Annotated in this window: 29 protein-coding genes; 16 read left to right on the top strand and 13 right to left on the bottom strand. The window is 58.4% G+C overall.

Features of this window, described 5'->3' with window-relative positions:
- Positions 1-77 precede the first annotated feature (77 nt).
- Positions 78-875 (top strand): undecaprenyl-diphosphate phosphatase, encoded by a 798-nt coding sequence (locus IEV54_RS06670; RefSeq protein WP_150276545.1) that lies wholly within the window; start codon positions 78-80, stop codon positions 873-875.
- A gap of 1 nt (position 876) precedes the next feature.
- On the opposite strand, the gene IEV54_RS06665 is transcribed toward IEV54_RS06670, so the two are convergent.
- Complete coding sequence (locus tag IEV54_RS06665; RefSeq protein ID WP_188434349.1) at positions 877-1,563, bottom strand: cupin domain-containing protein; 687 nt, start codon at positions 1,561-1,563, stop codon at positions 877-879.
- Positions 1,564-1,688: 125 nt separating this feature from the next.
- On the opposite strand from IEV54_RS06665, the gene IEV54_RS06660 reads away from it, so the two are divergent.
- Positions 1,689-3,026, top strand: a complete 1,338-nt coding sequence (locus IEV54_RS06660) for a mechanosensitive ion channel family protein (RefSeq protein ID WP_150276543.1) — start codon at positions 1,689-1,691, stop codon at positions 3,024-3,026.
- A 44-nt stretch (positions 3,027-3,070) separates the two neighbouring features.
- On the opposite strand, the gene IEV54_RS06655 is transcribed toward IEV54_RS06660, so the two are convergent.
- Together IEV54_RS06655 and IEV54_RS06650 are read right to left on the bottom strand one after the other, a co-directional pair.
- Positions 3,071-4,882, bottom strand: coding sequence for a putative bifunctional diguanylate cyclase/phosphodiesterase (locus tag IEV54_RS06655; protein WP_150276542.1), 1,812 nt, complete (start codon positions 4,880-4,882; stop codon positions 3,071-3,073).
- A 163-nt stretch (positions 4,883-5,045) separates the two neighbouring features.
- Positions 5,046-5,567 (bottom strand): fasciclin domain-containing protein, encoded by a 522-nt coding sequence (locus IEV54_RS06650; RefSeq protein ID WP_223825360.1) that lies wholly within the window; start codon positions 5,565-5,567, stop codon positions 5,046-5,048.
- A 259-nt stretch (positions 5,568-5,826) separates the two neighbouring features.
- On the opposite strand from IEV54_RS06650, the gene desA reads away from it, so the two are divergent.
- The gene (desA, locus tag IEV54_RS06645) at positions 5,827-7,017 is read left to right on the top strand and encodes a delta-9 fatty acid desaturase DesA (protein ID WP_150276541.1); all 1,191 of its coding nucleotides are present in this window, start codon (positions 5,827-5,829) and stop codon (positions 7,015-7,017) included.
- Between the two features lie 111 nt (positions 7,018-7,128).
- Positions 7,129-8,007 (top strand): peptidoglycan DD-metalloendopeptidase family protein, encoded by an 879-nt coding sequence (locus IEV54_RS06640; RefSeq protein WP_373286430.1) that lies wholly within the window; start codon positions 7,129-7,131, stop codon positions 8,005-8,007.
- A gap of 64 nt (positions 8,008-8,071) precedes the next feature.
- Here the strand turns inward: IEV54_RS06640 and rpmG are convergent, their stop codons facing one another.
- From rpmG to radC, 3 genes are all read right to left on the bottom strand, one after another.
- Positions 8,072-8,227, bottom strand: coding sequence for a 50S ribosomal protein L33 (gene rpmG / locus IEV54_RS06635; RefSeq protein WP_150276539.1), 156 nt, complete (start codon positions 8,225-8,227; stop codon positions 8,072-8,074).
- Positions 8,228-8,238: 11 nt separating this feature from the next.
- Positions 8,239-8,475 (bottom strand): 50S ribosomal protein L28, encoded by a 237-nt coding sequence (gene rpmB, locus IEV54_RS06630; protein ID WP_150276538.1) that lies wholly within the window; start codon positions 8,473-8,475, stop codon positions 8,239-8,241.
- Between the two features lie 185 nt (positions 8,476-8,660).
- Complete coding sequence (radC, locus tag IEV54_RS06625; RefSeq protein WP_150276537.1) at positions 8,661-9,335, bottom strand: RadC family protein; 675 nt, start codon at positions 9,333-9,335, stop codon at positions 8,661-8,663.
- Between the two features lie 172 nt (positions 9,336-9,507).
- Here radC and coaBC point away from each other — a divergent pair, with 172 nt between their 5' ends.
- Genes coaBC through IEV54_RS06600 form a run of 5 tightly spaced genes read left to right on the top strand, consistent with a single transcriptional unit; the run spans position 9,508 to position 15,140 of the window.
- Entirely contained in the window at positions 9,508-10,737 is a 1,230-nt protein-coding gene (gene coaBC / locus IEV54_RS06620) for a bifunctional phosphopantothenoylcysteine decarboxylase/phosphopantothenate--cysteine ligase CoaBC (RefSeq protein WP_150276536.1), read from the top strand.
- Between the two features lie 11 nt (positions 10,738-10,748).
- Positions 10,749-11,204 (top strand): dUTP diphosphatase, encoded by a 456-nt coding sequence (dut, locus tag IEV54_RS06615; protein WP_150276535.1) that lies wholly within the window; start codon positions 10,749-10,751, stop codon positions 11,202-11,204.
- A 36-nt stretch (positions 11,205-11,240) separates the two neighbouring features.
- Complete coding sequence (locus IEV54_RS17465; RefSeq protein WP_150276534.1) at positions 11,241-13,763, top strand: phosphomannomutase/phosphoglucomutase; 2,523 nt, start codon at positions 11,241-11,243, stop codon at positions 13,761-13,763.
- Between the two features lie 24 nt (positions 13,764-13,787).
- On the top strand, positions 13,788-14,693 hold the full coding sequence (gene argB / locus IEV54_RS06605; protein ID WP_150276533.1) for an acetylglutamate kinase: 906 nt from the start codon (positions 13,788-13,790) through the stop codon (positions 14,691-14,693).
- Between the two features lie 3 nt (positions 14,694-14,696).
- The gene (locus IEV54_RS06600; RefSeq protein WP_150276532.1) at positions 14,697-15,140 is read left to right on the top strand and encodes an acyl-CoA thioesterase; all 444 of its coding nucleotides are present in this window, start codon (positions 14,697-14,699) and stop codon (positions 15,138-15,140) included.
- A 13-nt stretch (positions 15,141-15,153) separates the two neighbouring features.
- Here the strand turns inward: IEV54_RS06600 and IEV54_RS06595 are convergent, their stop codons facing one another.
- A complete protein-coding gene (locus IEV54_RS06595) occupies positions 15,154-15,741 on the bottom strand; it encodes a DUF4124 domain-containing protein (RefSeq protein WP_188434348.1) in 588 nt (195 codons plus the stop codon).
- A gap of 64 nt (positions 15,742-15,805) precedes the next feature.
- Positions 15,806-16,459 (bottom strand): orotate phosphoribosyltransferase, encoded by a 654-nt coding sequence (gene pyrE / locus IEV54_RS06590; protein ID WP_150276530.1) that lies wholly within the window; start codon positions 16,457-16,459, stop codon positions 15,806-15,808.
- A gap of 71 nt (positions 16,460-16,530) precedes the next feature.
- Between pyrE and IEV54_RS06585 the strand changes: the two genes are divergently transcribed.
- On the top strand, positions 16,531-17,310 hold the full coding sequence (locus tag IEV54_RS06585; RefSeq protein WP_150276529.1) for an exodeoxyribonuclease III: 780 nt from the start codon (positions 16,531-16,533) through the stop codon (positions 17,308-17,310).
- A 144-nt stretch (positions 17,311-17,454) separates the two neighbouring features.
- Here IEV54_RS06585 and IEV54_RS06580 read toward each other — a convergent pair whose 3' ends face one another.
- A complete protein-coding gene (locus IEV54_RS06580) occupies positions 17,455-17,832 on the bottom strand; it encodes a DUF4870 domain-containing protein (protein WP_150276528.1) in 378 nt (125 codons plus the stop codon).
- 52 nt (positions 17,833-17,884) lie between these two features.
- On the bottom strand, positions 17,885-18,604 hold the full coding sequence (gene rph / locus IEV54_RS06575; RefSeq protein WP_150276527.1) for a ribonuclease PH: 720 nt from the start codon (positions 18,602-18,604) through the stop codon (positions 17,885-17,887).
- Positions 18,605-18,730: 126 nt separating this feature from the next.
- Between rph and IEV54_RS06570 the strand changes: the two genes are divergently transcribed.
- Positions 18,731-19,597 (top strand): YicC/YloC family endoribonuclease, encoded by an 867-nt coding sequence (locus tag IEV54_RS06570; RefSeq protein WP_150276526.1) that lies wholly within the window; start codon positions 18,731-18,733, stop codon positions 19,595-19,597.
- A 15-nt stretch (positions 19,598-19,612) separates the two neighbouring features.
- Here IEV54_RS06570 and IEV54_RS06565 read toward each other — a convergent pair whose 3' ends face one another.
- Entirely contained in the window at positions 19,613-20,875 is a 1,263-nt protein-coding gene (locus IEV54_RS06565) for a DUF2254 domain-containing protein (RefSeq protein WP_150276525.1), read from the bottom strand.
- A 106-nt stretch (positions 20,876-20,981) separates the two neighbouring features.
- Here IEV54_RS06565 and gmk point away from each other — a divergent pair, with 106 nt between their 5' ends.
- The 4 genes from gmk (at position 20,982) to ridA (ending at position 24,610) form a co-directional block, all read left to right on the top strand.
- Positions 20,982-21,602, top strand: a complete 621-nt coding sequence (gene gmk / locus IEV54_RS06560; protein WP_150276524.1) for a guanylate kinase — start codon at positions 20,982-20,984, stop codon at positions 21,600-21,602.
- A gap of 100 nt (positions 21,603-21,702) precedes the next feature.
- Positions 21,703-21,960, top strand: a complete 258-nt coding sequence (gene rpoZ, locus IEV54_RS06555; protein ID WP_150276523.1) for a DNA-directed RNA polymerase subunit omega — start codon at positions 21,703-21,705, stop codon at positions 21,958-21,960.
- A gap of 97 nt (positions 21,961-22,057) precedes the next feature.
- The gene (gene spoT, locus IEV54_RS06550) at positions 22,058-24,211 is read left to right on the top strand and encodes a bifunctional GTP diphosphokinase/guanosine-3',5'-bis pyrophosphate 3'-pyrophosphohydrolase (RefSeq protein WP_150276730.1); all 2,154 of its coding nucleotides are present in this window, start codon (positions 22,058-22,060) and stop codon (positions 24,209-24,211) included.
- An 18-nt stretch (positions 24,212-24,229) separates the two neighbouring features.
- Positions 24,230-24,610, top strand: coding sequence for a deaminase RidA (gene ridA / locus IEV54_RS06545; RefSeq protein ID WP_150276522.1), 381 nt, complete (start codon positions 24,230-24,232; stop codon positions 24,608-24,610).
- Between the two features lie 7 nt (positions 24,611-24,617).
- On the opposite strand, the gene IEV54_RS06540 is transcribed toward ridA, so the two are convergent.
- Complete coding sequence (locus tag IEV54_RS06540; RefSeq protein ID WP_150276521.1) at positions 24,618-25,049, bottom strand: OsmC family protein; 432 nt, start codon at positions 25,047-25,049, stop codon at positions 24,618-24,620.
- 76 nt (positions 25,050-25,125) lie between these two features.
- On the bottom strand, positions 25,126-25,980 hold the full coding sequence (locus IEV54_RS06535) for an NAD-dependent epimerase/dehydratase family protein (RefSeq protein WP_150276520.1): 855 nt from the start codon (positions 25,978-25,980) through the stop codon (positions 25,126-25,128).
- A 69-nt stretch (positions 25,981-26,049) separates the two neighbouring features.
- On the opposite strand from IEV54_RS06535, the gene IEV54_RS06530 reads away from it, so the two are divergent.
- A complete protein-coding gene (locus IEV54_RS06530; protein ID WP_150276519.1) occupies positions 26,050-26,970 on the top strand; it encodes a hydrogen peroxide-inducible genes activator in 921 nt (306 codons plus the stop codon).
- Positions 26,971-26,989: the final 19 nt, after the last annotated feature.

The raw sequence follows: 26,989 nt of genomic DNA, 5'->3' as shown, positions 1-26,989 counted from the left end.
GCCGCTCGAGGAGTCGCCTGAGTAATCCTGGCATGGTTTAATTGCCGCCTGACACATTCGCACATGGATAGCTCTTCATGGATTGGCTGCAAGTCTTGGTTCTGGCAGTAATACAGGGTCTCACCGAATTTCTCCCGATTTCGAGCTCTGCCCACCTGATTCTCGCCCCGGTGCTATTCGGCTGGGTGGATCAGGGGCTGGCATTCGATGTTGCCCTGCACCTGGGCAGCCTGAGTGCAGTGGTGCTGTATTTTCGTCGCGACCTGATCGCCATGACCGTCAGCTGGACACGGTCGGTCACCCACCGTGAGGTGAACGATGACGCGCGATTGGCCTGGGGCGTGCTGTTCGCCACCATTCCGGTGGGCCTGGCGGGCCTGCTCTTCAAGGATGCGATTGAAGAGCAGCTACGGTCACCGCTGTATATCGCAGCGGGCCTGATCGTATTCGGTCTGGTGCTAAGCTGGGCGGACTGGCGGCATCGGGGCAAGCGCGAGGTCAATCAGATGAACTGGAAGGATGTGCTGCTGATCGGCCTGGCGCAGGCGCTCGCCCTGTTTCCTGGTACATCGCGCTCGGGCATCACCATGACAGCCGGGCTGCTGCTCGGCTTGAGCCGTGAAGCCACCGCCCGGTTTTCCTTTCTGCTCTCCATTCCGGTCATCGTTATCGCCTGCGCTCTGAAATCCTGGGATCTGTATAACGCCACGGTACCTATCGACTGGGCATTCATGGCCGGCGGCGTGGTGATGTCCGGTATCAGCGCCTTTCTGTGCATTCACTTCTTTCTGGTATTCATAAACCGGATCGGCATGCAGCCATTTGTTATCTACCGGATCATTCTGGGTATTGCGCTGATCTGGCTCTTTGCCTGAATCAGAGAGCGCTGGCAGACGCCCTGGATTTGACCAGCAGCACGGCGCCCTCGCGGCTGGCCAGACCGTGATCGGCAAGCTCGGGATGGCGTAGCCAGGTCAATGCTGGCAGGTCACCCCCGGCGCTCTGCAGGCTGCCTGCCAGCACCAACAGCTCGCCCGGACCAGCCGGCAAGTCGAGGCCCTGGCCGGCGGCACAGCTGTACAACACTGTCTCTTCGCCGGCAAAACGGTGTAGCACGCTTATGACGGCCCCATCTGCGCGCTTGCCCCAGGACTGCTCGGTGGGGCGCAGGCGTACCTGGGATCTGTCCTTTGGCGCAAACTGATTCAGTTTGACGAAAATCAGACAACCCTCTTCGGAGAAAGGACTGTGCCGCGATCCCGCCGGGCTGCGCAGGTAACTGCCAGCCGGGTAGTCGCCGCTCTCATCGCTGAAAACACCTTCAAGTACGTAGATCTCCTCGCCATTGGGATGCTCATGCTGCGGGAATTGCGCTTTGGGCAGGTATTCAACCAGGCTGGTCACTTGGCCGCTTTCAGGAGCTTCGCGCTCCAGCGGCCAACGCCGCACTGGGGCCTGGGGAGCGTCCTGCCAACGCTGATCGCCGGGGCGGATACAGACCTTGAGACAACGGTCCATGTTCAGAGGCGTGAAGTTTGGCGCTGCAGCGGTATCGGTTTGCATGATCATTCGTCAGCTGTTGGGTAGTAGGCGACACAGGTTACTCGATGACCATAACATAGCCGCATGAACTACTCCCGGCCACACGGAGTCGATACACCCACAAGGCTCAGAGCAAGGAACATCCGATGGTCAAACCGCTTGTTTACGCAATCCTGTGTTTATTTCTGTGGCTACCAGGCTCGGTTAATCAGGCGCTGGCGCAGGATAGCGCCGAGACCGCGGCAATCATTCAGGTCACCGATGTGCCCAGTGACACGGCCATTCGCGAACGGTTACAGGCGGTATTGGCGGCACTCGACGGCGGCGCAGCAATAGAGGTGGGCGTCGAGCAGGGTGTAGTCACGCTCAAGGGCAATGTACCCAATGCACGCTCTGCCCGTGAACTGGAAGGGATCGCCAATCGAGTCGAGGGCGTGATCCATGTACAGAGTCGACTCACCGAGGAAACCGATGTGTCCGCCCGCGTGCGCCCGGCTACCCGTAAGTTCCAGGAGATGGGCGCTGCAGCGGTGCAGATGCTGCCAGTCGTACTGGTTGCGCTGGTGGTGGTTGTCGCTTTCTGGTTGCTCGGCCGCTGGGCTGGCTCGCGGGGCGCCTGGTTACGGCGAATCGGCTTGTCCGAACTGGCTTCCAATCTGGGCAAACGAATTGTACGGCTGGCCATCACCGGCCTTGGCATCTTGATTGCCCTGGAAATACTCGACGCCACCGCGCTGGTAGGTGCCATGCTGGGTGTCGCCGGCGTTGCAGGTATCGCTGTCGGCTTTGCCTTCCGCAATATCGTTGAAAACTATCTTGCCGGGGTGCTTCTCAGTGCACGCAACCCATTCGATGTGGGCGACGTTATCGAGGTAGGTACCTTCACCGGGACAGTAGTGAGGCTGACCTCCCGCGACACGGTATTGATGACCCGCGACGGCAACCATCTGCGGATTCCCAACAGTATGATCATCACCTCGGCCATGACCAACTTCACGCGCAATCCGCTACGCAGGCTGGAGTTCGTAGTCGGCGTATCGGTTGATCTCGACCTGCAGCAGGCCCGCCAGTTGGGTATCGAAACCCTGCAAGCCATGACCGGCATTCTTGCCGATCCCGGGCCCCAGGTACTGGTAGCGGAACTGGGCGACAGCACCGTACAGCTGCGTTTTCTGGCCTGGATCAATCAACACGACAGTGACTTTCTCAAGGCCCGCAGTGAAGCCATTCGCCAGATCAAGGCGGCGTATGACAAGGCCGGCATCGAAATGCCCGAGCCAATCTACCGCATACACCTGCGCAACCCGTCGGCCATAGAGCGGTCGACGGAGCCCTCTGACCGGCCCCCAGAAGCAGCTCAGCAAAAGCCTGCCCTGGTAACACCTACCAGAGCGGAGGATGTGGCTGCTGATAACACTATCGATCGTCAGGTGGCTGCTGAGCTACGGTCCTCCGATGAGGAGAACCTGCTGACCAAAACATGACAAGAACCTGAAACAGGATGGGTGCCAGAGCGACTCCGGATCGCTCAGCCACGCTGCTGTGCCTGCCAATGATCACTGAATGCTGCAGCCGCCATGGGCCGACCCAGCAGGTAGCCTTGGCACTGGTCACAGCCATGCTGCCGCAGCCAGACCTCCTGATCCCCGGTTTCTACTCCCTCGGCGAGCACCGACAACTGCATGTTTCTGGCCAGCGCGATAATGGTCTGAACCAGCTGACTGTCACTGGGGTCCTCGGGCAAACCAGCCAGAAAGCTCTTGTCGATCTTCAGTTTGTCCAGCGCAAAACGACGCAGGTACGCCAGTGAGGAGTAGCCCGTTCCGAAGTCGTCCACGGAGATGCGTACGCCCAGCGTCCTCAGCGCTTTGAGCGTCTCTTCCGCCTGGGCAATATGCTGCATCAGAGCTCCCTCGGTGATTTCCAGTTCCAGGCATGCTGCAGGCAAACCGCTGATATCCAGCGCATCGCGAACAATCTGCACGATATTGCGCTGCATGAACTGGATAGGCGACAGGTTAACCGCGATCGTATCGAGCAGGACCCCTTCGCGCCGCCACTGGCTCGCCTGTTGACAAGCCTGGTGCAGAACCCAGGTCCCGAGAGCAACGATCTGCCCGCTCTCCTCCGCCAGCGGAATAAAGCGATCCGGACCCACAGTGCCATGCTCGGCGCTTTGCCAGCGCAGCAATGCTTCGGCGCCGATACACCGACCACTGGCCAGATCGACCAGGGGTTGATAGTGCAGCCTGAGCTCATCATTTTGCAGAGCGCCGCGCAGGGAACGCTCCAGCTCGAAGCGAGCCCTTGCCTCCTCTGTTAGACAGGGCAGATAGTGACTATAGGTATTGCGGCCCTGAGCCTTTGCCCTGTACATGGCCGCATCAGCATTGCGAATGAGCTCATGGGCATTGCTGCCGTCCTTGGGATAGAGCGCGATACCGATGCTTGCGCCGACGTACAGCTCGCGAGCCTCATCGAGTAGCAGCGGAACCTTCAATGAATCGAGCAGGCCTCGTGCCACCTGACTGGCTGCGCCGGGACTGGGCAACTGCTCGAGAATCATAAGAAACTCGTCGCCTCCCAGGCGCGCCAGGGTATCTTCGCTACGGCAACGTTCCTGCAGGCGCTGGGCAACGCCTTGCAGAACCAGATCACCAAAATCATGGCCGTAGCTGTCATTGAGCGTCTTGAACCTATCCAGATCGATGAAAAGGACGGCCAACCAGCCGCCCCGGCGATCAATCCGGTCCTTGGCATGTTCAAGGCGGTCACGCGCCAACACCCTGTTCGGCAACCCGGTCAGCGGATCGAAGTGCGCCAGGGTGCGTAAACGGTTCTGATAGGTATCGACGAATCTGATCAGTAGCTGCGAGCCCGTCAGAACGACGAGCATCAATACCAGGACGGCGAGAGCATAGATCGGCGCTCGCTCGAGGAATATCTGCTGGAAGGATTTGCCGCTAACCAGGACGGCAAGCGCACCCGGATCGGCCCTCCCCAGAACCCAGGCACCCACAGGACGCTCAATACCCCACAGCGTGAAACCGCCCAGCTCTACCCAGCGTGTTTCCGGGCCAGCGGCGTCGAGCAGCTCGCGTTCGACACCCGCCATGGCATCGGGACGCAAAATCAGCGGTTGCAGCGGACCTTCCAAGTGTAAGGCGGACTCTCCATGCCATAGTTGCAGCAGACTGTGAGCCTGTTGCTGGCGGGTTTGATTGACGCTGCGCTGCTCGAGAATCATGGCAACGATCACCAGCACCAGAATGCTGAAAAAAGCCACGCCATTGACCGCCCAGAATTTATAGCGCAGCGGAAGTTGACGCTGTAGCTGCATTACCCGCTCCCGCAAGTATGACAAGGGCGGTCATTCTAGGGTCTGTAACGGATAACGTTTTGATACGGATCAAGAAATGCGGCAACCGGATGGCTAGACAAAGGTATGGTGCAGTCATAAAAAAGGCAGACCGAAGTCTGCCTCCTGCTGCCCTGACAACAGATTACATGCCCGGCATTAGCACCGAATCGATCACATGGATCACACCATTGCTGGCTTTTATATCAGTCTTGACGACAGTGGCAGAGTCGACCATAACGCCATTGCTGGTATCAATCTTCAACTCACTACCTTGCACAGTTTCAGCACTGGTAAGCCCGGCCACGTCTGCAGCCATTACCTTACCCGGTACCACGTGATAGGTGAGGACTGCCGTCAGCTTTTCCTTGTCGGCAAGCAGTGCGTCAAGATCTGCAGCTGGAATCTTGGCAAAGGCTTCGTCGGTAGGTGCGAATACAGTGAAGGGACCTTCACCCTTCAGGGTATCGACCAGGCCTGCTGCCTGTACTGCTGCAACCAGCGTGGTGAAGCTGCCTGCTTCGACGGCTGTGTCGACGATGTCTTTTTTGGCCATACCGGAATGATGATCGGCATGGGCTGGGACAGTTGCAAGCATCCCGGCGCCGAGGACGGCCAGCATGAGATGTCGGGCACTGCGAGTGAAGTTCTGAGTAAATGCAAACATGAAATCCTCCAAAGGATCGTTATGTGGGTTGCCCTATTAGTAATACATGACTTATACAGGATAGTCTCAATTGTACAACTCAAGTTACACACTGCCCTTACCCGAAAACACCTGCTCGTGACCAGATAGGCCAGACCATGGGCCTGTAAGGTCGAAGTGACTGGTGGTCGTGTTATTCCCGGCAATGCTGGTCCATAATCAGGGACCGGTTACCCGCCGAGCCTGTCTTCAAGTTTCATTACAGAGGTGCAAACGATCCATGTGGTACCAAGGTTTACTTCAATTATCCGGCTGGCAGATCCTGGCTGTGATTCTCCTGCTGACGCATATCACCATCGTCAGCGTGACTGTCTATCTGCATCGTTATTCGGCCCATCGTGCGCTCGAGCTGCACCCCGCCTTGAAACACTTTTTCCGTTTCTGGTTATGGCTCACAACCGGCATGAACACCCGCGAGTGGACCGCGATTCACCGCAAGCATCACGCCAAATGCGAAACGCCGGATGACCCCCACAGCCCCGTTCACAAGGGCCTTTCCACCGTGCTGCGCAAGGGCGCCGAGCTATATATGGCCGAGGCCCGGAATGAGGAGACCCTGCGTATCTACGGCAAGAACTGTCCGGATGACTGGATGGAGCGTAACCTCTACTCGCGCTACCCGATCGGCGGCGTGACCTTGATGGCACTGATTGATCTCGCATTGTTCGGCGTACTGGGCATGACAGTGTGGGCAGTCCAGATGATGTGGATTCCGGTATTTGCCGCCGGCGTGGTCAATGGCCTGGGTCACGCGGTGGGTTATCGCAACTTTGAATGCCGCGACGCTGCTACCAATATACTGCCCTGGGGTATTCTGATCGGCGGAGAAGAGCTGCATAACAATCACCACACCTATCCCAATTCAGCCAAGTTGTCGGTAAAGAAATGGGAGTTCGACATGGGCTGGATGTGGATACGTCTGTTCAGCCTGCTGGGCCTGGCCAAGGTGCGCCGCACAGCACCTATCGCCCACCGGATTGAAGACAAGCAGACGCTGGACATGGATACCGCCATGGCAGTGCTGAACAATCGCTTTCAGATCATGGCGCAATATCGCAAGCTGGTGATAAAACCTCTGGTCGCCCAGGAGATGCACCGGGTGGATGATTCGGTGCGGCATCTGTTTCGCCGCGCCAAACGCTTGCTCAGTCGTGAAACCAGCCTGTTGGACAGCCATAACGAGAAGAACCTGCAGCAAGTACTTGAGCACAGCCAGCGCCTGCGCATCATTTACGAGAAACGGTTGGCGCTGCAGCAGATCTGGACCCGAACCAGTGCCAACGGCCACGACATGCTGCATGCCCTGCGGGAATGGTGCAGCCAGGCTGAGGCCAGCGGCATCAAGGCATTGCAGGATTTTGCTGCAACCCTGCGTACCTACTCGCTGCAACCCGCGCCGCTGGTACATTGACGCCGCAGTGAACCTAACCCGGATGTGCGGCTCGCCAGAACCGACACATCCGGGTAGGATTGTGAATCGATCAAAAATTCACCATAGGGGTTGCAAAGGATGCGAACCTTTTTGCTGGGTCTGACGCTGTTGTTGGCGAGCCCGATTCTGTCTGCCTCCACCATTTATAAATACACGGATGCCAACGGTGTAGTGACCTACACCGACCAGAAGGTCAAGGGCGCACAGGTATTTGTCTTTACCGACACCATGGTCGAAACCTTCGACAAGCAGGTGTATGTCACAACCCAGAAGCATCCCGGTGGCGAAACTCTCATAGTGCACAATGAATTGTATGCTCCGGTGGAAGTGGAACTGAGTATCGAATCCGCACGCAATCTTGTTGGCGTGCCGGAAAAACCGGTGCGCTGGGTTCTGCAGCCCCGCGAGACCATTCGCCTGCTTACGCTCTCCCCCACAGGCAACGGTGCGCCCAGTTACAGCTACAAACTGCGTCATGCCCTGGGAGATCCACGCGCCAAGCATGCCCTGGTGGATTACCCATTGCCCTGGGAGGGCGGACCATTCCGCGTCACGCAGGGCCCTGGGGGCCGCTATAGCCATACCGGACCGAAGGGACGGCACGCTATCGACGTGGCCATGCCAGAGGGTACGCCTATCCTGGCAGCCAGGCCCGGTGTGGTGGTCAAGATCGAGAACAATCAGAACGGCCGCGGCACTCATCCGTCGGGAAACTTTGTCAGGGTGCTGCATGACGACGGCACCATGAGTGTCTACTTGCACCTCAAGCACCGCTCAGTCGTTGTAGGCGAAGGTCAGCGGGTGCGCACCGGCACCCTGCTGGCCAAGTCCGGGAACACCGGCAACAGCACCGGTCCGCACCTGCACTTCGTTGTTCAGAAGAATGTGGGGCTGGATACGATCTCCATTCCATTCGCCTTCACCCAGCCGGTCGACAGCCTGCCGAACTTTGCGGTTGGCGGCGAATAGATACCAGCCGGAATGCAGACAACAAAAAACCCGCCGAAGCGGGTTTTTTGTTGCAAGCCAGACCTTACTTGATCTTGGCTTCCTTGTAGTTCACGTGCTTGCGAATCACCGGATCGAATTTCTTGATTTCGATCTTATCGGGAGTAGTACGCTTATTCTTGTCGGTAGTGTAAAAGTGACCAGTACCGGCAGAAGAAACCAAACGAATCAATTCACGCATGGGACTGCTCCTTAGACTTTTTCGCCACGACCGCGCATTTCGGCAAGCACAACATCGATACCGCGCTTGTCGATGATACGCATGCCCTTGGTGGACGTACGAAGACGTACAAAACGCTTCTCTGACTCAACCCAGAAGCGATGGTGCTGCAGGTTAGGCAGAAAACGACGTTTGGTTCTGTTGTTAGCGTGGGAAACGTTGTTCCCAGTCACTGGACCTTTACCGGTCACCTGACATACTCGAGACATGGTTAACCCTCTCCAACCACTTGCCCAACCCGAACTGGTTGGAAGCCATAAAATAATTTGTTTTCCAGCCGGGGCGAGCATCGTGCAGACCTGACAAACGAATCCGTACAGGCGCAGCCCCGAGAAGAGCGGAGCTTTATACCAAAACACGCTCCGGCAAGCAACGACTTTTAATTTCCGGTTACTTAGAGCAGCCCCCGCTCGGCGAATGAAACCGGCTCGCCGTCCCCTACAACCAAGTGGTCAAGAACGCGGATATCCACGAGCGCCAGCGCCTCTTTCAGACGTCGGGTAAGCATCTGATCCGCCTGACTCGGCTCGGCGACACCCGACGGATGGTTGTGGGTAAGAATCAATGCGGCAGCGTTGCATGCCAAAGCACGCTTGACCACTTCTCTGGGATACACGCTGGCGCTGTCAAGGGTGCCACGGAACAACTCCTCGAAGGTAATGACCCTGTGCTGGTTGTCCAGAAACAGGCAGGCAAAGACTTCGTGGGGCAGATGCGCCATGCGACTGCGCAGATAGTGCCGAACGGCGCCGGGAGAGGTCAGCGCGGTACCGCGCTTGAGATCCTCGAACAGATGCCGTCGGCCCATTTCCATGACCGCCTGCAGCTGCGCGTACTTGGCAGGACCAAGGCCGGCATGCAGACAGAATTCAACCTGTTCGGCCTGCAGCAACGCGCGCAGACTCCCGAAGGCGCTCAGTAACTGCCGGGCCAGATCCACTGCGCTGATGCCCGGCAAGCCGGTGCGCAGGAATATGGCCAGGAGTTCAGCATCAGAGAGTGCCGCGGCACCCTGTTTGAGCAGTTTTTCCCGGGGGCGTTCAGCCTCCGGCCAGTCGGTGATGGGCATGCGCAAATCCCTGCGTTAGCGCACGTACTTCCTGTTCGTGCGGTGTAATATGGCCGGCTAGTATAGAAGCTTCAAACACGGTGGTCGAGGCAGAAGGCACCATGGCCATGCTATGTTATTTTAATCGGGTTTTGCACACACAGCGCCCCGGGCGCAGTTGTCGGGAGTCAGCATGCAGCGGTTGGTGAACAAGAGAGTCCTTCTGGGCGTCAGCGGCGGCATTGCCGCCTATAAAAGCGCAGAGCTGGTACGCCGCCTGCGCGATGCAGGAGCAGAAGTCCGGGTAGTAATGACCAACGCAGCCCGGGAGTTTATTACCCCACTCACACTGCAGGCCCTTTCCGGGCACCCGGTTCACGGTGACCTGCTCGACCCCGCCGCTGAAGCAGCGATGGGGCACATCGAACTGGCCCGCTGGGCCGATCTGGTGTTGATTGCGCCGGCCACCGCCGACTTGATGGCGCGGCTGGCCCAGGGACGCGGAGACGATCTGTTGACTACCCTGGTTCTGGCTTCTGATGCACCCCTGGCGCTCGCACCGGCGATGAACCAGGCAATGTGGCGCGACCAGGCAACCCAGGCCAACCTTGCTCAATTACGTGATCGTGGCGTGCGAATCTTTGGCCCCGATTCCGGCGAACAGGCCTGCGGTGACGTAGGCCCCGGGCGGATGCTTGATCCTACCGAGATTGCGCTGCTGGCCAGCGGGTGCTTCGAGCATGGACTGTTGACCGGAAGACACGTACTGATAAACGCCGGCCCCACACGCGAGGCCATCGACCCGGTACGCTACATCTCCAATCACAGCTCGGGAAAGATGGGCTTTGCCCTGGCCGAAGCGGCAGCCGAAGCCGGTGCACGTGTGACTCTGGTAGCCGGGCCCGTCAACCTGCCTACCCCGCCCCGGGTCAATCGAATCGACGTGGTCAGCGCACTGGAAATGCAGGCGGCCTGCGAATCTGCACTGCCAGCCGATCTGTTTATTGCCGCTGCAGCGGTCGCCGATTACCGCCCGGCAGATTGTGCTACCCATAAAATGAAAAAAGACCCGAAGTCCAGCAACGGACTGACCCTCGAACTCATACCCAACCCTGACATTCTGGCCGGTATTGCCCGCCATGCGCAGCGCCCCTGGTGTGTCGGCTTCGCAGCCGAGACCCATGATGTACTGGCGTATGCTGCAGACAAGCTCGAGCGCAAGAATCTGGACCTGATCATCGCCAACGATGTCAGCGCGCCCGGCATCGGCTTCAACAGCGATAACAACGCGGTCACGCTGATCGACCGGAGCCTGCATGAGGAGCACCTGCCCATGGCAAGCAAGAACAAGCTTGCCCGGCAGATAATCAGTCATGTAGCCGGTCGTCTTGCCACTGACAAGGCCGTGAACGGAAAACTCTGACGAGAACAACCATGCACACACTGCAAGCCAAGATAATCGACCCTCGCCTGGGTCAGGAGTGGCCGCTGCCCCATTACGCGACCGAGGGTTCTGCCGGGCTGGATCTGCGAGCTCTGCTCCAGGAGCCACTGACCCTGCAGCCCGGTCAGACCGAATTGCTACCGACCGGTCTGGCCATTCATATCAACGATCCGGGTCTGGCAGCGATGATTCTGCCGCGCTCGGGGATGGGCCATAAACATGGCATAGTCCTGGGTAACCTGGTGGGTCTTATCGACTCTGATTATCAGGGCCAGCTAATGGTATCCTGCTGGAACCGTAGCGCCCGCCCCTTCACCATAGAGCCAGGCGAGCGGATTGCGCAGTTGGTACTGGTGCCGGTGCTACAGGCACAACTGGAAGTGGTGGATGAGTTCGAAGGCAGCCTGCGCGGTGTCGGCGGATTCGGTCATACAGGCAGTCGTTAAGCAGGACTTGACGCTAATGGCAAGGAGGCAGCAGTGATGAAATTCAAGACCAAGGATCCGACCAAATCCCCCTCGGCGCTACCAGGTACACTGGTTCCATTGCTGATAGCCTTGCTCGGCTTGGCTCTGGCTGCCGGATTGATCTGGGTGGCAGTCTTTGCCCAGAACAATGACCGCTACCGCGACGATCTGGCTCAGGCCTACGCCACACAGCAACTCGGGGCGCTGAATCAGGCGACAACACAATTGCGCAACGACCTGGCCCGGCTGGCTGCCAACCCGCAACTTCAGGTCGCCCTGCAACAGGGCGGCAGTGCCAGCGTGCAACGCATGCTGCGCTACTACCTGGCTGACAACCAATCCATGCGCATTTTTGCCGTTGGTGAGGCGGAAAGCCCCGCAGACGGGCAGGCAGTACCCAGCTTCGCTGTGCTGGACATGATTCGCAGGGCCGAACGAAACATGCCGGTACCCATGGAAGCGCATCCCGTGGATGGTGAATGGCGACTGCATGTGGTGACTCCACTGCGCGTTTCAGATAACGCTCCGATTGGCGGCACACTGGTCGCAGCCTTCGAGTTGCAGCGTGTGCTGAGCGCCCTGCCACCCCTGCATGAAGACGCAGGTCAGTTGAAGCTGGTGCAAAACTTTCCGGGAGCTCCGGTACAAACGCTGTATCAGGTTGGCAGCGGATTTGGCGAGACCGTGACTCTAGCCTCGAACAATCCTGCCTGGCGTATCGAATTTCAGCCGGGCGTCGCCCTGGTCGCTGGCGTGGCCAATCCGCTGCTCCTGCTGGGGTCAGTGTTGCTCGCACTCTTTGGCATTCTTATCGCACTCTGGTGGTTGCACCGCAGCTGGAGCGCCGACGTCAAATCAGATGCATCGGTACTCAGCCAGCTCGCCCAGGGTCACAAGGTGGCCGGCTTGCGACTCGGACCGCTGACTCCGGTAGGTCAGGAAATCATGCAGCTGGCCTCCGGCCATGGCCGTAAACTGGGGCCCAGTCCAGAACGCGAGGACGTGCAGGCCCGGCCGGGTAAAAAAGCACCAGCACCTTCAACAGCAGCCCTATCCGACAACGATATTCTCGATATCGATATTGTCGACAACATGGACGATCTCGGTGATGACATGTTCGGAACCGCAGACGCTGCCAGTGGTACCTCTGCGATACCCGAGATTCCAGCTGAAATTTTCCGCGCCTACGACATTCGCGGCGTGGTTGACCGCACGCTGACGGCGGAAACCGTCTATTGGCTGGGCCGTGCAATCGGCAGCGAAAGCATCGCCCGTAACGAAGCCAAGGTTGCCGTGGCCCGTGACGGACGTCTGTCCGGCCCGGTGCTGGTGGAACAGCTGATCCGCGGCCTCATGGAAAGCGGATGCCAGGTAATTGATCTGGGTATGGTCCCGACACCCGTGCTCTACTACGCGACCCACACAACACAGGCCACCTCCGGCGTGATGCTCACAGGCAGCCACAACCCGGCCGACTACAACGGCCTGAAGGTCGTCATAGCCGGCGAGACCCTCGCCGACCAGCGAATCCAGGCCTTGCACCAGCGTCTGCGGGAAAACGATCTCAGCGAAGGCTCAGGCGGCCGACAGCAGTTGGAACTGCTGGACGCCTATCGTCGCCAGATAGCCGAGGACGTGGTGCTGGTGCGATCACTCAAGGTGGTAGTGGATTGCGGCAACGGCGTTGCAGGCGTGGTAGCCCAGGGCCTGCTGGAGGATCTGGGCTGCGAAGTCATTCCGCTCTACTGCGAGGTGGACGGCAACTTCCCCAATCACCATCCAGACCCCGGGCATATCGAGAACCTGCAGGACCTGATTGCCGAGGTCAAGCGCAGCGGAGCTGACATAGGTATTGCCTTTGATGGCGACGGCGATCGCCTGGGAGTGGTTACCCGCAGCGGCGAAATGATCTATCCGGATCGCCTGATGATGCTGTTCGCCGAAGATATCGTGACGCGTCACCCCGGTGCGGATATCGTTTTTGACGTTAAATGTACCCGTCGCTTGCCCGCGCTGATCAGCCGCATGGGCGGACGTCCGGTCATGTGGAAGTCAGGGCACTCCATGATCAAGGCCAAGATGATCGAGACCGGGGCCTTGCTCGGCGGAGAGATGAGCGGGCACCTGTTCTTCAAGGAGCGCTGGTTCGGTTTCGACGATGGCCTTTACAGCGCCTGCCGACTTCTGGAGCTGATTTCGATCCAGCCACCCGAAGAAGATCCCGAGAAAGATATCTTCAGCAAATACCCCGCCGGGTTAGTCACGCCGGAGATCAACCTCAAGGTGGGTGAACAGCGCAAATTCGAGTTGATAGAGACACTGAAAAAACAGGCTGACTGGGGTGCTGGGCGCGTGTCCACGCTGGATGGGATTAGAGTCGACTTCCCCCATGGCTGGGGGTTGATACGTGCCTCCAACACCACACCTATGCTGGTACTGCGGTTTGAAGCTGACAAGCCCGACGAGCTGGAGCGAATCCAGCAGTTATTCCGCGATCAGCTGGCGCAGGTAGCCAGCGATCTGCAACCGACATTCTGATTATACAAGGAGAAGCCCTACACCATGTTGAGTCGCGACGCTGCCACCCAGGTATCCCGGGTATTGACCGAAGCACTGCCTTACATTCAGCGCTTCACTGGCAAGACCATTGTCATCAAGTACGGCGGAAACGCGATGGAAAGCGACGAGCTGAAGAACAGCTTCGCCCGTGACATCGTGCTGATGAAGACGGTTGGCATCAACCCGGTCGTCGTCCACGGGGGCGGCCCGCAGATCGGTGACCTGCTCAAGCGGCTCAATATCGAAAGCCGCTTTGTCGACGGTATGCGCGTGACTGATACCCAGACCATGGATGTGGTAGAAATGGTACTCGGCGGCCAGGTCAACAAGGACATCGTCAACCTGATCAATCAGCATGGTGGCAGCGCCATCGGCCTCACCGGCAAGGACGCAGGGCTGATCAAGGCACGCAAACTCAAGGTGAGCGTGAACACCCAGGGGCTCGACAAGCCGGAAATAATCGATATCGGTCATGTTGGCGAGGTGGTCGAGATCAACACGCGGCTGATCAACCGACTGGTCTCCGATGATTACATCCCGGTTATCGCCCCTATAGGCGTTGGCGCCGACGGCGCCTCGTACAATATCAATGCCGACCTGGTAGCCGGCAAAGTCGCCGAGGCGCTGCAGGCTGAAAAGCTCATGCTGCTGACAAACATAGCCGGGCTGATGGATAAGGCGGGCAACGTATTGACAGGGCTGACTACCGCCCAGGTTGACGCTCTGATTGCTGATGGCACCATTTATGGCGGCATGCTACCAAAGATCCGCTGCGCCCTTGATGCAGTGCAGGGTGGCGTGAGCAGCGCGATTATCGTGGACGGGCGGGTTCCCAATGCCATTCTGCTGGAAATCTTTACCGATACCGGTGTCGGTACGCTGATTACCAACAACAAGGGAGCCATATAACCCATGCAACCGGATGATTTCCGCTTCAGCCACGCGCTACGCGTTCGCTGGGCCGAGGCCGACATGCAAGGCATCGTTTTCAACGGACACTATCTGACCTTTGCCGATGTGGGCATCACTGAGTACTTTCGCGCCATGGGTCAGACCTACAGCGGGGAGACAGGGGCCAATGGCAGTGATTTCTTTGCTGTGAAGACCCTGCTGGAGTATCGCTCGCCAGCCCGCTTCGACGATATGCTCGACGTTCATGTACGCATTGCGCGCCTGGGCAATTCGAGCATGCAGTTTCTGATCGGGATCTATCGCGATGAGGAACTGCTGGTCAACGGGGAAATTGTCTACGTACATGCTGACCAGAGCACTCGCCGGCCTTCACCAATCCCGCAGGTATTCCGCGAGGCGGTCGTCTCTTTTGAACGCTTGATGCCGGAGGGTGTAACCGCCTGAAAGAGGCAGGGGATCAGCGCTTCAGCAGTTGCTCGAGTCTGGCGCGCCTTTGCTCGAAAGTTGCATGAACAGCTTCGATCTCCTGCTGTTTTGCGGCAATCAGACGCTCCAGTCGGTCCATCTCGGCATCCACATGGGTGATTTCCAGCAGTATCGACTCCTCCACCTCACGACCGGCACGCTGCTGGGCGGCTGCGCGACTTTGTAGCTCCTCGCGCTGACCTTGCAGGACCGCTATGTTGGTTCGGGTAGCAGCAATCAAATTCTCGATCTGCTCCAGCTGACGCCCCCTGGCACGCTTCAGGTCCGGCACACTGCTGTACAGTCGCAACAGGGTTTTATCTTCCTGCAGCTGGCGCTCTTGCTCCGCCCGTGCCGCACGCACCTCAGCCAACTCCTTGGGAGTGGGCGCCGCAGCTACTGTATCCACAACCCGACCGTGACTATCGAGCACCTCATAACCGTGTTTGACGTACTCAGCCGGCACACGACTGTCGAGAACAGTCACGCCATTTTCATCCAGATAGCGGTACAACTGAGCCTGTGCCGGTAGCGAAAGCCCGACAGTTGCGACGACAATCAAACAAAACGACCTAAGCATAAACGGTAACTCTTGCTTGGAGCCGATAACTCCGGTTACTTGGCGAAGGTCGAATCCGTCAGGACTACTTCGCCTTGATACCATACTCCGCACGATAGGCTTCTACCGCCGGCAGATGGTGACGCAACTCGGCATCCTCTTCGAGGAAGCTCAAAACCTGTTCCAGGGAAACGATACTGACGACCGGAATGTCGAAATCGCGCTCGACCTCCTGAATGGCAGACAGTTCGCCCTGACCCCGTTCCTGGCGATCCAGCGCGATCATGACCGCTGCCGGAGTGGCACCCGCTGCCTTGATGATCTGCATGACCTCGCGCACAGCTGTGCCCGCCGTTATCACATCATCAATGATCAATACCCGTCCTTTGAGCGGAGCGCCAACCAGACTCCCGCCTTCGCCGTGATCCTTGGCTTCCTTGCGGTTGAAGCAGTATGGCATATTGCGATCAAAACTATCAGCAAGCGCCACCGCTGTCACGGCTGCCAATGGGATGCCCTTGTAGGCAGGTCCGAATATGACGTCCACCTCACCAACCGAGCTGTGCACGAAAGCCTGCGCATAGAATCGCCCGAGCCGGCTGAGCGCCGATCCGGTGTTGAATAGACCGGCATTGAAGAAGTACGGGCTCTTGCGGCCGGACTTCAGGGTAAACTCACCAAAACGCAGAACCTCGCGGTCCAGGGCAAAACGTATGAACTCGCGCTGAAATTCGTGCATCCGGTTCCTCTTCTTTACAAAATAAATGCTGGCTCGGGTATCATACACTTTCGATTTTGGGGGAGCTATGTATGCGAATCATCAGTCTGAACGTCAACGGCATCGAGGCGGCGGCAGCCCGGGGCCTGTTCGACTGGTTACGCACACAGGATGCCGACGTGATCTGCCTGCAGGATATCCGGGTCACCGCGCCCGAACTGGAGCAGGATAAATACTGGCTGGACGACTATTGGCAGTATTGTTTCGAAGCCGAGGTTCCCAGTCAGGGCGGCGTGGCGATCTACACCCGTACAGCCCCGAAGGCGATTATCATGGGCCTGGACTTCGAACTGGCCGACCGCTACGGCCGCTACGTTCAAGCCGACTTCGACAAGGTCAGCATTGGTTGCCTGCTGCTGCCTTCCGGACGGGGCGGCGACGCCGAACTGAACCAGAAATTCAAGTTCATGAACGACTTCACCGGCTATCTGAACAAGCAGCGCCGCAAGCGCCGGGAGTTCATCTACTGTGGCTCGCTGTATACATCACACCTGAAACTGGACGTGAAGAACTGGCGCGACTGCCAGAACGAGCCCGGCTTCATGGCACCTGAGCGGGCGTGGATGGATGAGATCTTCGGCAACCTGGGCTACGTGGATGCCTTACGTGAAGTCACCCGCGAAGCCGAGCTGTACAGCTGGTGGCCTGATAGCGAACAGGCGGAGAGTCTCAACCTCGGTCTGCGCTTCGACTATCAGATACTCACCCCGGGCCTGCGCCGCTTCGTCCGAGACGCACGTATACCCCGGGACGCACGCTTTTCACAGCATGCGCCGGTGATTATCGATTACGACTGGACGCTGAGCATCTAAGCCGCAAGCTTCAAGCTTCAAGCTTCAAGCTTCAAGGGAATAAAGCTTGGCGCCTGGACCTGCATCCCATCAAGCCTGTGCCAGAACGAAGTCGAAAGCTGCGTCCACGTGGGTTGCTTGTAGCTTGCCGCTTGCCGCTTGCCGCTACTTAATGATCCGCCAGCAGAACGGATACCGGTAAGCCTTACCTTCGTTGGCCTTGATCGCCGCAATGATCATCAGAATCACTGCCCCGATGATGACTACCCAGATCAACAAGAACCCGATCACGATGACCATCAGCAATACGCAAAGCAGCGAGGCAAGCGCCACGCTGATCTGGAAGTTCATGGCTTCCTTGCCCTGATCATCAATAAAAACGTCCTGATCCTTTTTCAATTGCCACACCAGCAGTGGGCCGATCAGGCTACCGAACGGGATCAGACAGCCGAGAAAACCTGACAGATGAGCAATCAGAGCCCATTTGCGGGCTTCGGGGCCGGGGATGCCCGGCTCTGCGATAGGCTGGGTTGGTTCAATCATGTTGCGCTACTCCCTGTTCCGTTAAAGGACCTGCCAGCCTGATCGGCCGACCTCAGTCTTCCAGCGCCGCCAATTGCATGGCAAACAACTGATCAACGCCCTGCCTGGCGAGCGCCAGCATGGCATTCAGTTCGTCAGGGCTGAAGGGTGAGCCCTCAGCGGTGCCCTGCACCTCGATAAAACCGCCCTTGTCAGTGACCACGACGTTCAGATCGGTTTCCGCGGCAGAGTCTTCAAGATAGTCCAGATCGAGCACGGGCTCACCCTGGTAAATACCCACGGAGATTGCAGAGATCATCTGCACTTCAGGCATTTTCTTGATGGCGCCGCGCTGCTTCATGATGCGCAGGGCGTCGACCAGAGCCACACAGGCGCCGGTGATCGAGGCTGTGCGGGTGCCACCGTCGGCCTGGATGACATCGCAATCGATATACAGGGTGTTCTCGCCCAGGCTTTTCAGGTCAATCGCGGCGCGCAGGGAGCGACCAATCAGCCGCTGGATCTCGAGGGTACGCCCGCCTTGCTTGCCTCGGCTGGCTTCACGCTGCATGCGCGAGCCGGTTGAACGCGGCAGCATGCCGTATTCGGCGGTTATCCAGCCCTGACCTGAGCCGCGCAGGAAGCGTGGCACGCCAGCCTCGACACTCACGGTACAGATCACCTTGGTATCGCCAAATTCGACCAGAACCGACCCCTCGGCATGTTTGGTGTAATGGCGGGTCAGTGTTACCTGACGCATCTGGTTGGCTTCGCGGCCACTGGGTCGTTTCATCTTGGAATCCTTGTACTGCGGGTATGTGTCCCCGGATTATACGGGTCAAGCCAAGCGGGCGACACCTGCGTCTCCACCGGAGTAGAATGCGGCTTCAATTATTCTAGTGCGCCAGGAGGCCAACCGATGGTTTACAGCATGACGGCATTCTCACGCTGCGAGCTGAGCACAGATCAGGGCAACCTCGCCTGGGAAATTCGCTCGGTCAATCATCGCTTTCTGGAGCCCAGTCTGCGCTTGCCAGAGAGCTTTCGCTCACTTGAAGGGCCCTTGCGCGAACGTCTGCGCAAGGAATTCGCCCGCGGCAAGCTGGAAGTCACCCTGCGCTTCAATCCGTCAGCGGGCAGCGACAGCACATTGCAGGTCAACCAGCCGCTAATTGACCAACTGCTCACCGCAGCCCGACGCATCAGCCAGCAGATGGACGCCCCCTGCCAGGTGAATCCGCTTGAGGTGCTCGCCTGGCCCGGCGTGCTCGCCGGTAGCAAGATGGACGACGGCCAGTTGATTCCTCAGGCCAGCGCCCTGTTCGAGGACGCGGTGACCGCCCTGAAGACGCAGAGAGCACGGGAGGGCAGCGAGCTGAAAAGACTCCTGGAAGAACGGTTGGAGGCAATAAGTGAGAGGGTCGCCAGCCTGCGTGAGATGATGCCCGGCCTGCTCACAGCGTATCGGCAGAAGCTGATCGATCGCTTCAACGAGGCCCGCCTGGAACTGGACACCACCCGCATCGAGCAGGAACTGGTATTACTGGCGCAGAAAATGGATGTTGCCGAGGAGCTCGACCGGCTCGACACCCATGTCGCGGAGGCACGTCATATACTGTCTGGCACCAAGGCCATGGGACGACGCCTGGATTTCCTGATGCAGGAATTCAACCGCGAAGCCAACACCCTCGGTTCCAAGGCGATTGACAGTCGCAGCACCCAGGCAGCCGTTGATCTGAAGGTCTATATCGAGCAGATGCGCGAGCAGGTCCAGAACATAGAATAACGCCAGAGGGGCCCATCAGCCCCCTTGGTAACCCGCCACCAGTTCGCGCAGACGTTGCCGATCTTCCTCCAGAGTCATTCCCGCCTCGGCATGCTTCAATGCCAGCAGAGCCTGGCGATGCGCGCAAATAGCCAGCTCCGGGCCCTGCCCTGCCAGTAGTAGCAAGCCCTTTTGCAGACGTAGCTGTACTTCGATCAGGCTTGCGCCGTCTCTGGCTATAGGTGCGAACATGTCGTCGAACAGATCGTGCAGCTCGAGCCGGGGTACCTTGATCCGAGAATAAATAGGCGCGCACTCTCGCTCACCCATACTCTGTTGCGAATAGTAGGACAGAATTCTCACCGCACGGCCCAGCACATCAATAGCGGTGCCAGGATCGTTGACCGCTGGCGAGAGCGCCCGGGAAGCGATTTCCGCGAGCACGGACAGACCGAACCGCGGATCCTGATCGAAAGACCTGTCGTTGCCCAGGGTAAATACCTTGCGTATCTTTTCGTCTGCCGCATCCCCTTCGGCTCCCGCCACCCAGGCGAGCGGCCGCGGACTGCTGACAAAAGCACCAGGCAATGTCGCCACCCAGACTTCCCAATCGTTCTCCTCTGCCAGTTCAGACAGTTCGACCATGTCCAGGTGCTGCACAAGACCCGTGGATTGCGTATGGATCGGGCGAGCGGAGGCCGGAGGCGAGAAGTCGGCAGCTTTCATTGGGATGCCACCCAGACCCGGGTGGCATACGCGATCTTTCAACGCCTCCAGCGTCACGGCCTCGACCCGCCCGGTGGTATCGCCGACCCGGCCAAAATGGGACAAATGCTGAATCCAGCGCAGGATAGTCACCACCACCAGCAGGATCACCACCAGGGTGACCAGAAACAGGATCGCCCTGCCACGCTCATCGTAGGTTTCGGTACTCAGGGCGGTTATGCCCACGAGACTGAACAAGAAGGTGCCGATGAAGGTACCCAGTACGTTCTGCGTGGTGGTGTCCTGCATCAACAGGCGTGTTGCCCGTGGTGTCACATTATTGGTCGCTGCTCCATAGGCCATGACCATGACACTGAGTGAAAAGGTGGTTACCGCAAGCATACTGGAGGCAAGGATCTCCAGAATGGTTCCCACCGCGTTCTCGCCAAGCTTGAGATCCAGCTGGATCGGCAGGCTACCCTGCAGCGCCGCGGCAATCAGCGCTGCCGCAATACCCAGCAAAGCAAACAGTGCAGCGCGCACCCAGAGTGTGTGGGCAATCCGGGTAACCAACCACTGCCACTTCGAAAACATGCTGTTTCTCCTCGGGGCCGTCAGCAACGCAACATGACGGCAGGACTCAATGTCCCTATAATCGTGGCATCCATTCTAGCCGTTAATCTTCAGGACATCCTGACCAATGACTCATGCCACCGGCACCCTGTATATCGTCTCCGCCCCCTCTGGCGCCGGCAAGACCAGCCTGGTCAAGGCCCTGATCGACCAGCTCGACAATCTGCGGGTATCTGTCTCCCACACCACGCGCGCCATGCGCCAGGGGGAAATAGACGGCGTCAACTACCACTTCACCAGTCGCGATCAGTTTCTTGCCCAGGTGACCCAGGGCGACTTTCTCGAGCACGCCGAGGTATTCGGCAATCTGTACGGCACCTCGCAAAGTACGGTAGAGAAAACCCTGGCGCAGGGGAACGACCTTATTCTGGAAATCGACTGGCAGGGCGCGCAGCAGGTCCGCAGGGCAATGCCCGATTCGCGCTCCATATTCATTCTGCCGCCTTCCCGGGCAACACTGCGTGAGCGCCTGACCAACCGCGGGCAGGATGAAGAAAGCGTGATTGAGGGGCGCATGGCACTGGCCGTGGACGAGATCAGCCATTACGTCGAATATGATTACCTGGTCATCAACGATGACTTCAATACCGCCCTGGACGATCTCAAATCAATTCTGCGCTGCGCTCGCTTGAGCGTGGCCCACCAGGAAGAGCTGCATAAGGGATTGTTGACAGCGCTGCTGTCATAGTTCTTGTCATGGTGCTGACCGATTCAGTACACTACGTGGTCCTGCGTTCATAATATGGGCGCCCGTCGTTTTTGATCGTCAAGCCGTACCGGAGTACACCATGGCCCGCGTTACCGTTGAAGACTGCCTGGAAAATGTAGAAAACCGTTTTGAGCTGGTCATGCTGGCCACCAAGCGTTCGCGCCTCCTAGCCACCGGCGGCAAAGAGCCCAAGGTTGCCTGGGAAAATGACAAACCCACAGTGGTCGCACTGCGGGAGATTGCTGCAGGTCTGATTTCCAACGAGATACTGGCGCAGGAAGCGATTCAGGATCAGCAGGAGCCGCTGTACTCGATGGAATCCGACCTGGAGGAGTAATTCCTTGGGCCGGTCGATGTCAGGCCAGACCCGCACGCCCGCCAAGGGCGTGGAGACCTCCGCTGAGCGTTTTCAGCCGGAGCACCTCGCAGGCGGCATGGGGACCGACATCGAGGCGTTCGCCGAGCGCCTGGAGAACTATCTTGAGCCGGACCAGATCAATCTGGTCCGCCGTGCTTATTATTACGCCGAGCAGGCCCACGATGGGCAAACACGGCGCAGCGGTGAAGCCTACGTCACCCATCCCCTGGCTGTAGCCCACATCCTGGCCGATATGCACATGGACCATCAGAGCCTGATGGCCGCCATGTTGCACGACGTGATTGAAGATACCGGCATACCCAAGGACGCTCTGGTTACCCAGTTTGGCGAAACCGTAGCCGAACTGGTCGACGGTGTCAGCAAACTCACGCAAATGACCTTCGAGACCAAGGCTGAAGCCCAGGCCGAGAACTTCCAGAAGATGGCGCTGGCCATGGCCCGCGACATTCGCGTAATCCTGGTCAAGTTGGCTGACCGCTTGCACAACATGCGCACCCTCGGCGCCCTGGCCCCGGAAAAACGCCGGCGGATCGCCAAGGAAACCCTGGAGATCTATGCGCCGATTGCCAATCGCCTAGGTATGCATAGTCTGAGTACCGAGTTCGAGGATCTGGGCTTCAAGGCCATGCATCCGATGCGTTCGGACCTGATTCACCGCGCTGTGCGTGCCGCCCGAGGCAATCGCAAGGAACTGCTCAACAAGATTCTCGACTCCCTGCAGAACTGCCTGGAGCGCGAGGGCCTGCCCGGCAAGGTCATGGGCCGCGAGAAGCACCTGTTCGGTATCTACCAGAAGATGCGCGGCAAGCGTAAGGCGTTCCACGAGATCATGGACGTATATGCCTTCCGGATCATCGTCGACAAGCCCGACACCTGCTACCGCGTACTCGGTGCGATTCACAGTCTGTACAAGCCCTTCCCGGGACGTTTCAAGGATTATATCGCCATACCCAAGGCGAACGGTTACCAGTCGCTGCACACGACCCTCTTCGGCATGCATGGTGTGCCCATCGAGATCCAGATCCGTACCGAGGAAATGGAAGAGATGGCCAACAATGGTATTGCCGCACACTGGGTCTACAAGTCCAAGGACGAGGTGATCAACGGTCACCATGCCCGCACCCGTCAATGGCTCAAGGGCGTACTCGAACTGCAGCAGAATGCCGGCAATTCGCTGGAGTTCATCGAGAACGTAAAGATCGACCTGTTCCCTGACGAGGTTTACATCTTTACCCCCAAGGGTCGCATCATGGAATTGCCCAAGGGCTCTACACCGGTCGATTTTGCCTACGCGGTGCACACTGATGTCGGCAACAGTTGCATTGCCTGCAGGGTCAATCGACGCCTGGCGCCCCTGTCCGAGCCTCTGGAAAGCGGCCAGACGGTCGAAGTCATCCGCGCCCCCGGAGCCAGACCCAATCCCGCCTGGCTGAGCTTCGTGATTACCGGCAAGGCGCGCAGCAACATCCGCCACTTTCTCAAGCACCAGCGCCATTCCGAGTCGATTGCTCTGGGCGAGCGTCTCCTGGACAAGGTCCTGGCCAGTTTTGATACCAACCTGGGGGCGATTCCCGAAAGCAACATCAAGCAGGTACTCAAGGACTGCAAGATGGAGCTGATGGAAGACTTGCTGGCTGATATCGGACTGGGAAACCGCATGGCCTATGTGGTCGGCCGTCGGTTACTGGCAACCGAGCCCACGGTGGATTCTGCAGACTCAGCTTCCAAAAAGCCGGCTGCCACAGAGCCCGAGTCCACCGCGGAAAAGCCCCTGGCAATCCGGGGCACCGAGGGCCTGGTCGTCAGTTTTGCCCGCTGCTGCAATCCTATCCCCGGCGACCCGATCGTTGGCTACTTGTCATCTGGCAAGGGTATGGTGATCCACCAGGAGAACTGCAGCAACCTGGCCGAGAATCGTCACAGCAACGAAAAAACTCTGCACCTGACGTGGGACAAGGACGTCAGCGGCGAATTCACTGTGGAATTGAAGGTCGAGCTAGTCAACGAGCGCGGCATCATCGCTCAACTGGCCACCGGCATCACCATGGCCGATGCGAGTATCGACAAGATAAGTGTCGACGAGCGCGATGGGCGTGTCAGCGTTGTCCAACTGGTCGTACGGGTCCGCGACCGCCTGCACCTCTCACAATTGATCAAGCGCATACGGGCCCTCAGCGGCGTGATGCGCATCACCCGCCTTAAAAACTGATCCGACTCCGGAGATTCAATGAACAAGCAAGTCATTACCAGTGACCGGGCACCTGCTGCCATTGGTCCATATTCCCAGGCCATCAAGGTAGGCAACACGGTATACCTGTCAGGTCAGATCCCACTGGACCCGGAGACCATGGAAGTGGTCGAGGGAATGGAACAGCAGATCTGTCAGGTGTTCGACAACCTGACCGCCGTAGCCGAAGCGGCTGGCGGTACGCTGCAGGATATCGTCAAACTGAATATCTTCCTCACCGACCTGGGCCACTTCAGCCTGGTCAACGAAGTGATGGCGCGTTACTTCAGCCAGCCCTATCCGGCACGCGCAGCCATTGGCGTAGCTTCACTGCCCAAGGGCGTGCCGGTAGAGATGGATGGCATTATGGTTGTCAGCTGAGTAATACTCAGCTTTCCAGAACCGCATCCAGGGTAATGTCCGCTTTCAGCAGCTTGGAAATCGGACAGCCCGTCTTGGCCTTGTTGGCGATCTCTTCGAACTTCCCCTTGTCGATACCCGGTATACGCGCTCGCATGTCCAGATGGACTGCGGTAACGGCAAATCCGTCATCCTGTTTTTCCAGGGTAACTGTCGCTTTGGTATCGATGCCATCGGGCGTGAAACCCTCTTCACCGAGCAGCATGGAGAAGGCCATCGAGAAGCAGCCAGCATGGGCTGCACCAATCAGCTCTTCGGGATTGGTGCCCTTGCCGCCTTCAAACCGGGTATTGAAACCGTAGGGTTGCGCATCAAGCACACCGCTTTCGGTAGAAATGCTGCCCTTGCCCTGCTTGAGATCGCCTTCCCAGTGTGCCGAAGCTGTCTTGTTGATTTTCATCACGCTTTCTCCTGTATGTCGATGCAGCAGGTGATTTACCTACAGTATTCGGACAACGGATAGGCGGCTTTGATCCCTAGTCGGGCCTGGCGCTTTGCAACATCTCCCCATACCCCTCGCGAAAAGTCGGATAACGGGGCGCCCAGCCGCTCTCGCGAGCCAGCGCGTTGCTGCAGCGCTTGCTACCGACCCGACCCGGCGTCGGCCCACTTTCCTGCAACGTCGTGCCGAGCCGCTCAGCCAGCCAGCTGGTCACCTCATGCATGCTTGCCGGCTCGTCATCCACCCCAAGGTAACAAGGTGCCAACAACTCGTCCTTGTCAGCCTCCAACAACAGATGCTCGAGCAGCGCTACTGCGTCGTCGCGGTGAATCCGGTTGCTGTACTGGGGCGGCTCGAGCGGAACGTGCAGGCCGTTGCGCACCTGGTCGATCAACCTGTTTCGACCAGGGCCATAGATACCTGCCAAGCGCACCACTGACGCGGGAAAGCCACAGCGCAGAGCCACGTCCTCGGCCTGCAGCAGCGCCTGACCGGTAGCGGATTCGGGCAGGGCTCGGCTGTTCTCGGTTACCCACTCGCCGTCTTTCTGGGCATAGACCCCGGTACTGGAGATTTGCAGCAGGTGCCGCGGCAACTTGCGACCCTGCTTCAACCAGCCAAGGACATGCTCCAGACCCTGGACGTAGAGCTGTTGATACAGCTGTGCATCGCGTTTGCCCGCAGCCGGGCAGTAGACCAGATAATCGACCTTGTCTGGCCATTGTTCCGGTTTGTCGACGCAGGTCAGATCGCCGATGATTGGCTCGATCCCCTCTGGCAACGCCGAAGTATCACGGCGCAGGCCGAACACCTTCCAGCCACGCTGCCTGAGGCGCAGGCCCAGAGCCGTACCTAGATCGCCACATCCTGCTATCACTACCTGTTTCATCTGATTGTTTTCCTCTATCGATCAACCCGCTATGCTGGGCAGATTAAACACCGGAACAGTATATACGCCATGACCCTGACCGAACTGCGCTACATCGTTACCCTGGCCCAGGAACAGCATTTTGGCCACGCCGCCGAGCGTTGCCATGTATCCCAGCCGACACTCAGCGTGGGGGTAAAGAAGCTGGAGGACGAGCTAGGCGTGATGATTTTCGAGCGCAGCAAGAGCGCCGTGCGGGTTACCCCGATCGGCGAGCGCATTGTCGCCCAGGCACAAAAGGTGCTCGAAGAGGCGCTGACCATTCGGGAACTGGCAACTGCCGGCAAGAATCAGCTCTCTGCACCCTTGAAGGTAGGGGCAATCTACACTATCGGGCCATACATGTTCCCGCATCTGGTACCACAGCTACATAACGTGGCACCGGAAATGCCGCTGTATATCGAAGAAAACTTTACCCACGTCCTGCGTGACAAGCTGCGCAACGGTGATCTGGATGCCATTATCATCGCACTGCCATTCAATGAACCGGATGTACTGACTCGTCCCTTGTACGACGAACCTTTCAGCCTGCTTATTCCAGCCAATCACCCCTGGGCCCAGCGTGACAGCGTGAGCCTGGAAGAACTGGACGACAACAAGTTACTGCTATTGGGCGAGGGCCATTGTTTCCGTGACCAGGTACTCGAGGCTTGCCCGACCATACGCAAGAGCGATGAACAGACCCGTCATACCACAGTCGAGTCCAGTTCACTGGAGACCATCAGGCATATGGTCGCATCCGGCATTGGCATGACAGTGCTGCCAATGTCCGCGGCGGACGATCGCTATTACAGTTCCGAGCTGCTGGTCACCAAGGCATTCAAGACGCCCGCGCCCTACCGCACCGTGGCCATCGCCTGGCGCGCCAGTTTCCCACGACCCAAGGCGATCGAAATTCTCAGCGATTCCATCCGGCTGTGCTCGGTCGGCCAGCCGAAAACGCGCAAGTAAGCCGTGCCAGGCCCCCTGA

The organism is Halopseudomonas salina (genome assembly GCF_014637955.1).
Taxonomy (GTDB): Bacteria; Pseudomonadota; Gammaproteobacteria; order Pseudomonadales; family Pseudomonadaceae; genus Halopseudomonas; species Halopseudomonas salina.
Note: the sequence above shows the minus strand (reverse complement) of the source record. Positions and strands in the feature narration are given on the sequence as shown.

Bases quoted from the DNA above. Each gene is read 5' to 3' on its own strand.
- IEV54_RS06670 (WP_150276545.1), top strand. From the start codon at position 78: ATGGATTGGCTGCAAGTCTTGGTTCTGGCAGTAATACAGGGTCTCACC.
- IEV54_RS06665 (WP_188434349.1), bottom strand. From the start codon at position 1,563: ATGCAAACCGATACCGCTGCAGCGCCAAACTTCACGCCTCTGAACATG.
- IEV54_RS06660 (WP_150276543.1), top strand. From the start codon at position 1,689: ATGGTCAAACCGCTTGTTTACGCAATCCTGTGTTTATTTCTGTGGCTA.
- IEV54_RS06655 (WP_150276542.1), bottom strand. From the start codon at position 4,882: ATGCAGCTACAGCGTCAACTTCCGCTGCGCTATAAATTCTGGGCGGTC.
- IEV54_RS06650 (WP_223825360.1), bottom strand. From the start codon at position 5,567: ATGTTTGCATTTACTCAGAACTTCACTCGCAGTGCCCGACATCTCATG.
- desA (WP_150276541.1), top strand. From the start codon at position 5,827: ATGTGGTACCAAGGTTTACTTCAATTATCCGGCTGGCAGATCCTGGCT.
- rpmG (WP_150276539.1), bottom strand. From the start codon at position 8,227: ATGCGTGAATTGATTCGTTTGGTTTCTTCTGCCGGTACTGGTCACTTT.
- rpmB (WP_150276538.1), bottom strand. From the start codon at position 8,475: ATGTCTCGAGTATGTCAGGTGACCGGTAAAGGTCCAGTGACTGGGAAC.
- radC (WP_150276537.1), bottom strand. From the start codon at position 9,335: ATGCCCATCACCGACTGGCCGGAGGCTGAACGCCCCCGGGAAAAACTG.
- coaBC (WP_150276536.1), top strand. From the start codon at position 9,508: ATGCAGCGGTTGGTGAACAAGAGAGTCCTTCTGGGCGTCAGCGGCGGC.
- dut (WP_150276535.1), top strand. From the start codon at position 10,749: ATGCACACACTGCAAGCCAAGATAATCGACCCTCGCCTGGGTCAGGAG.
- IEV54_RS17465 (WP_150276534.1), top strand. From the start codon at position 11,241: ATGAAATTCAAGACCAAGGATCCGACCAAATCCCCCTCGGCGCTACCA.
- argB (WP_150276533.1), top strand. From the start codon at position 13,788: ATGTTGAGTCGCGACGCTGCCACCCAGGTATCCCGGGTATTGACCGAA.
- IEV54_RS06600 (WP_150276532.1), top strand. From the start codon at position 14,697: ATGCAACCGGATGATTTCCGCTTCAGCCACGCGCTACGCGTTCGCTGG.
- IEV54_RS06595 (WP_188434348.1), bottom strand. From the start codon at position 15,741: ATGCTTAGGTCGTTTTGTTTGATTGTCGTCGCAACTGTCGGGCTTTCG.
- pyrE (WP_150276530.1), bottom strand. From the start codon at position 16,459: ATGCACGAATTTCAGCGCGAGTTCATACGTTTTGCCCTGGACCGCGAG.
- IEV54_RS06585 (WP_150276529.1), top strand. From the start codon at position 16,531: ATGCGAATCATCAGTCTGAACGTCAACGGCATCGAGGCGGCGGCAGCC.
- IEV54_RS06580 (WP_150276528.1), bottom strand. From the start codon at position 17,832: ATGATTGAACCAACCCAGCCTATCGCAGAGCCGGGCATCCCCGGCCCC.
- rph (WP_150276527.1), bottom strand. From the start codon at position 18,604: ATGAAACGACCCAGTGGCCGCGAAGCCAACCAGATGCGTCAGGTAACA.
- IEV54_RS06570 (WP_150276526.1), top strand. From the start codon at position 18,731: ATGGTTTACAGCATGACGGCATTCTCACGCTGCGAGCTGAGCACAGAT.
- IEV54_RS06565 (WP_150276525.1), bottom strand. From the start codon at position 20,875: ATGTTTTCGAAGTGGCAGTGGTTGGTTACCCGGATTGCCCACACACTC.
- gmk (WP_150276524.1), top strand. From the start codon at position 20,982: ATGACTCATGCCACCGGCACCCTGTATATCGTCTCCGCCCCCTCTGGC.
- rpoZ (WP_150276523.1), top strand. From the start codon at position 21,703: ATGGCCCGCGTTACCGTTGAAGACTGCCTGGAAAATGTAGAAAACCGT.
- spoT (WP_150276730.1), top strand. From the start codon at position 22,058: ATGGGGACCGACATCGAGGCGTTCGCCGAGCGCCTGGAGAACTATCTT.
- ridA (WP_150276522.1), top strand. From the start codon at position 24,230: ATGAACAAGCAAGTCATTACCAGTGACCGGGCACCTGCTGCCATTGGT.
- IEV54_RS06540 (WP_150276521.1), bottom strand. From the start codon at position 25,049: ATGAAAATCAACAAGACAGCTTCGGCACACTGGGAAGGCGATCTCAAG.
- IEV54_RS06535 (WP_150276520.1), bottom strand. From the start codon at position 25,980: ATGAAACAGGTAGTGATAGCAGGATGTGGCGATCTAGGTACGGCTCTG.
- IEV54_RS06530 (WP_150276519.1), top strand. From the start codon at position 26,050: ATGACCCTGACCGAACTGCGCTACATCGTTACCCTGGCCCAGGAACAG.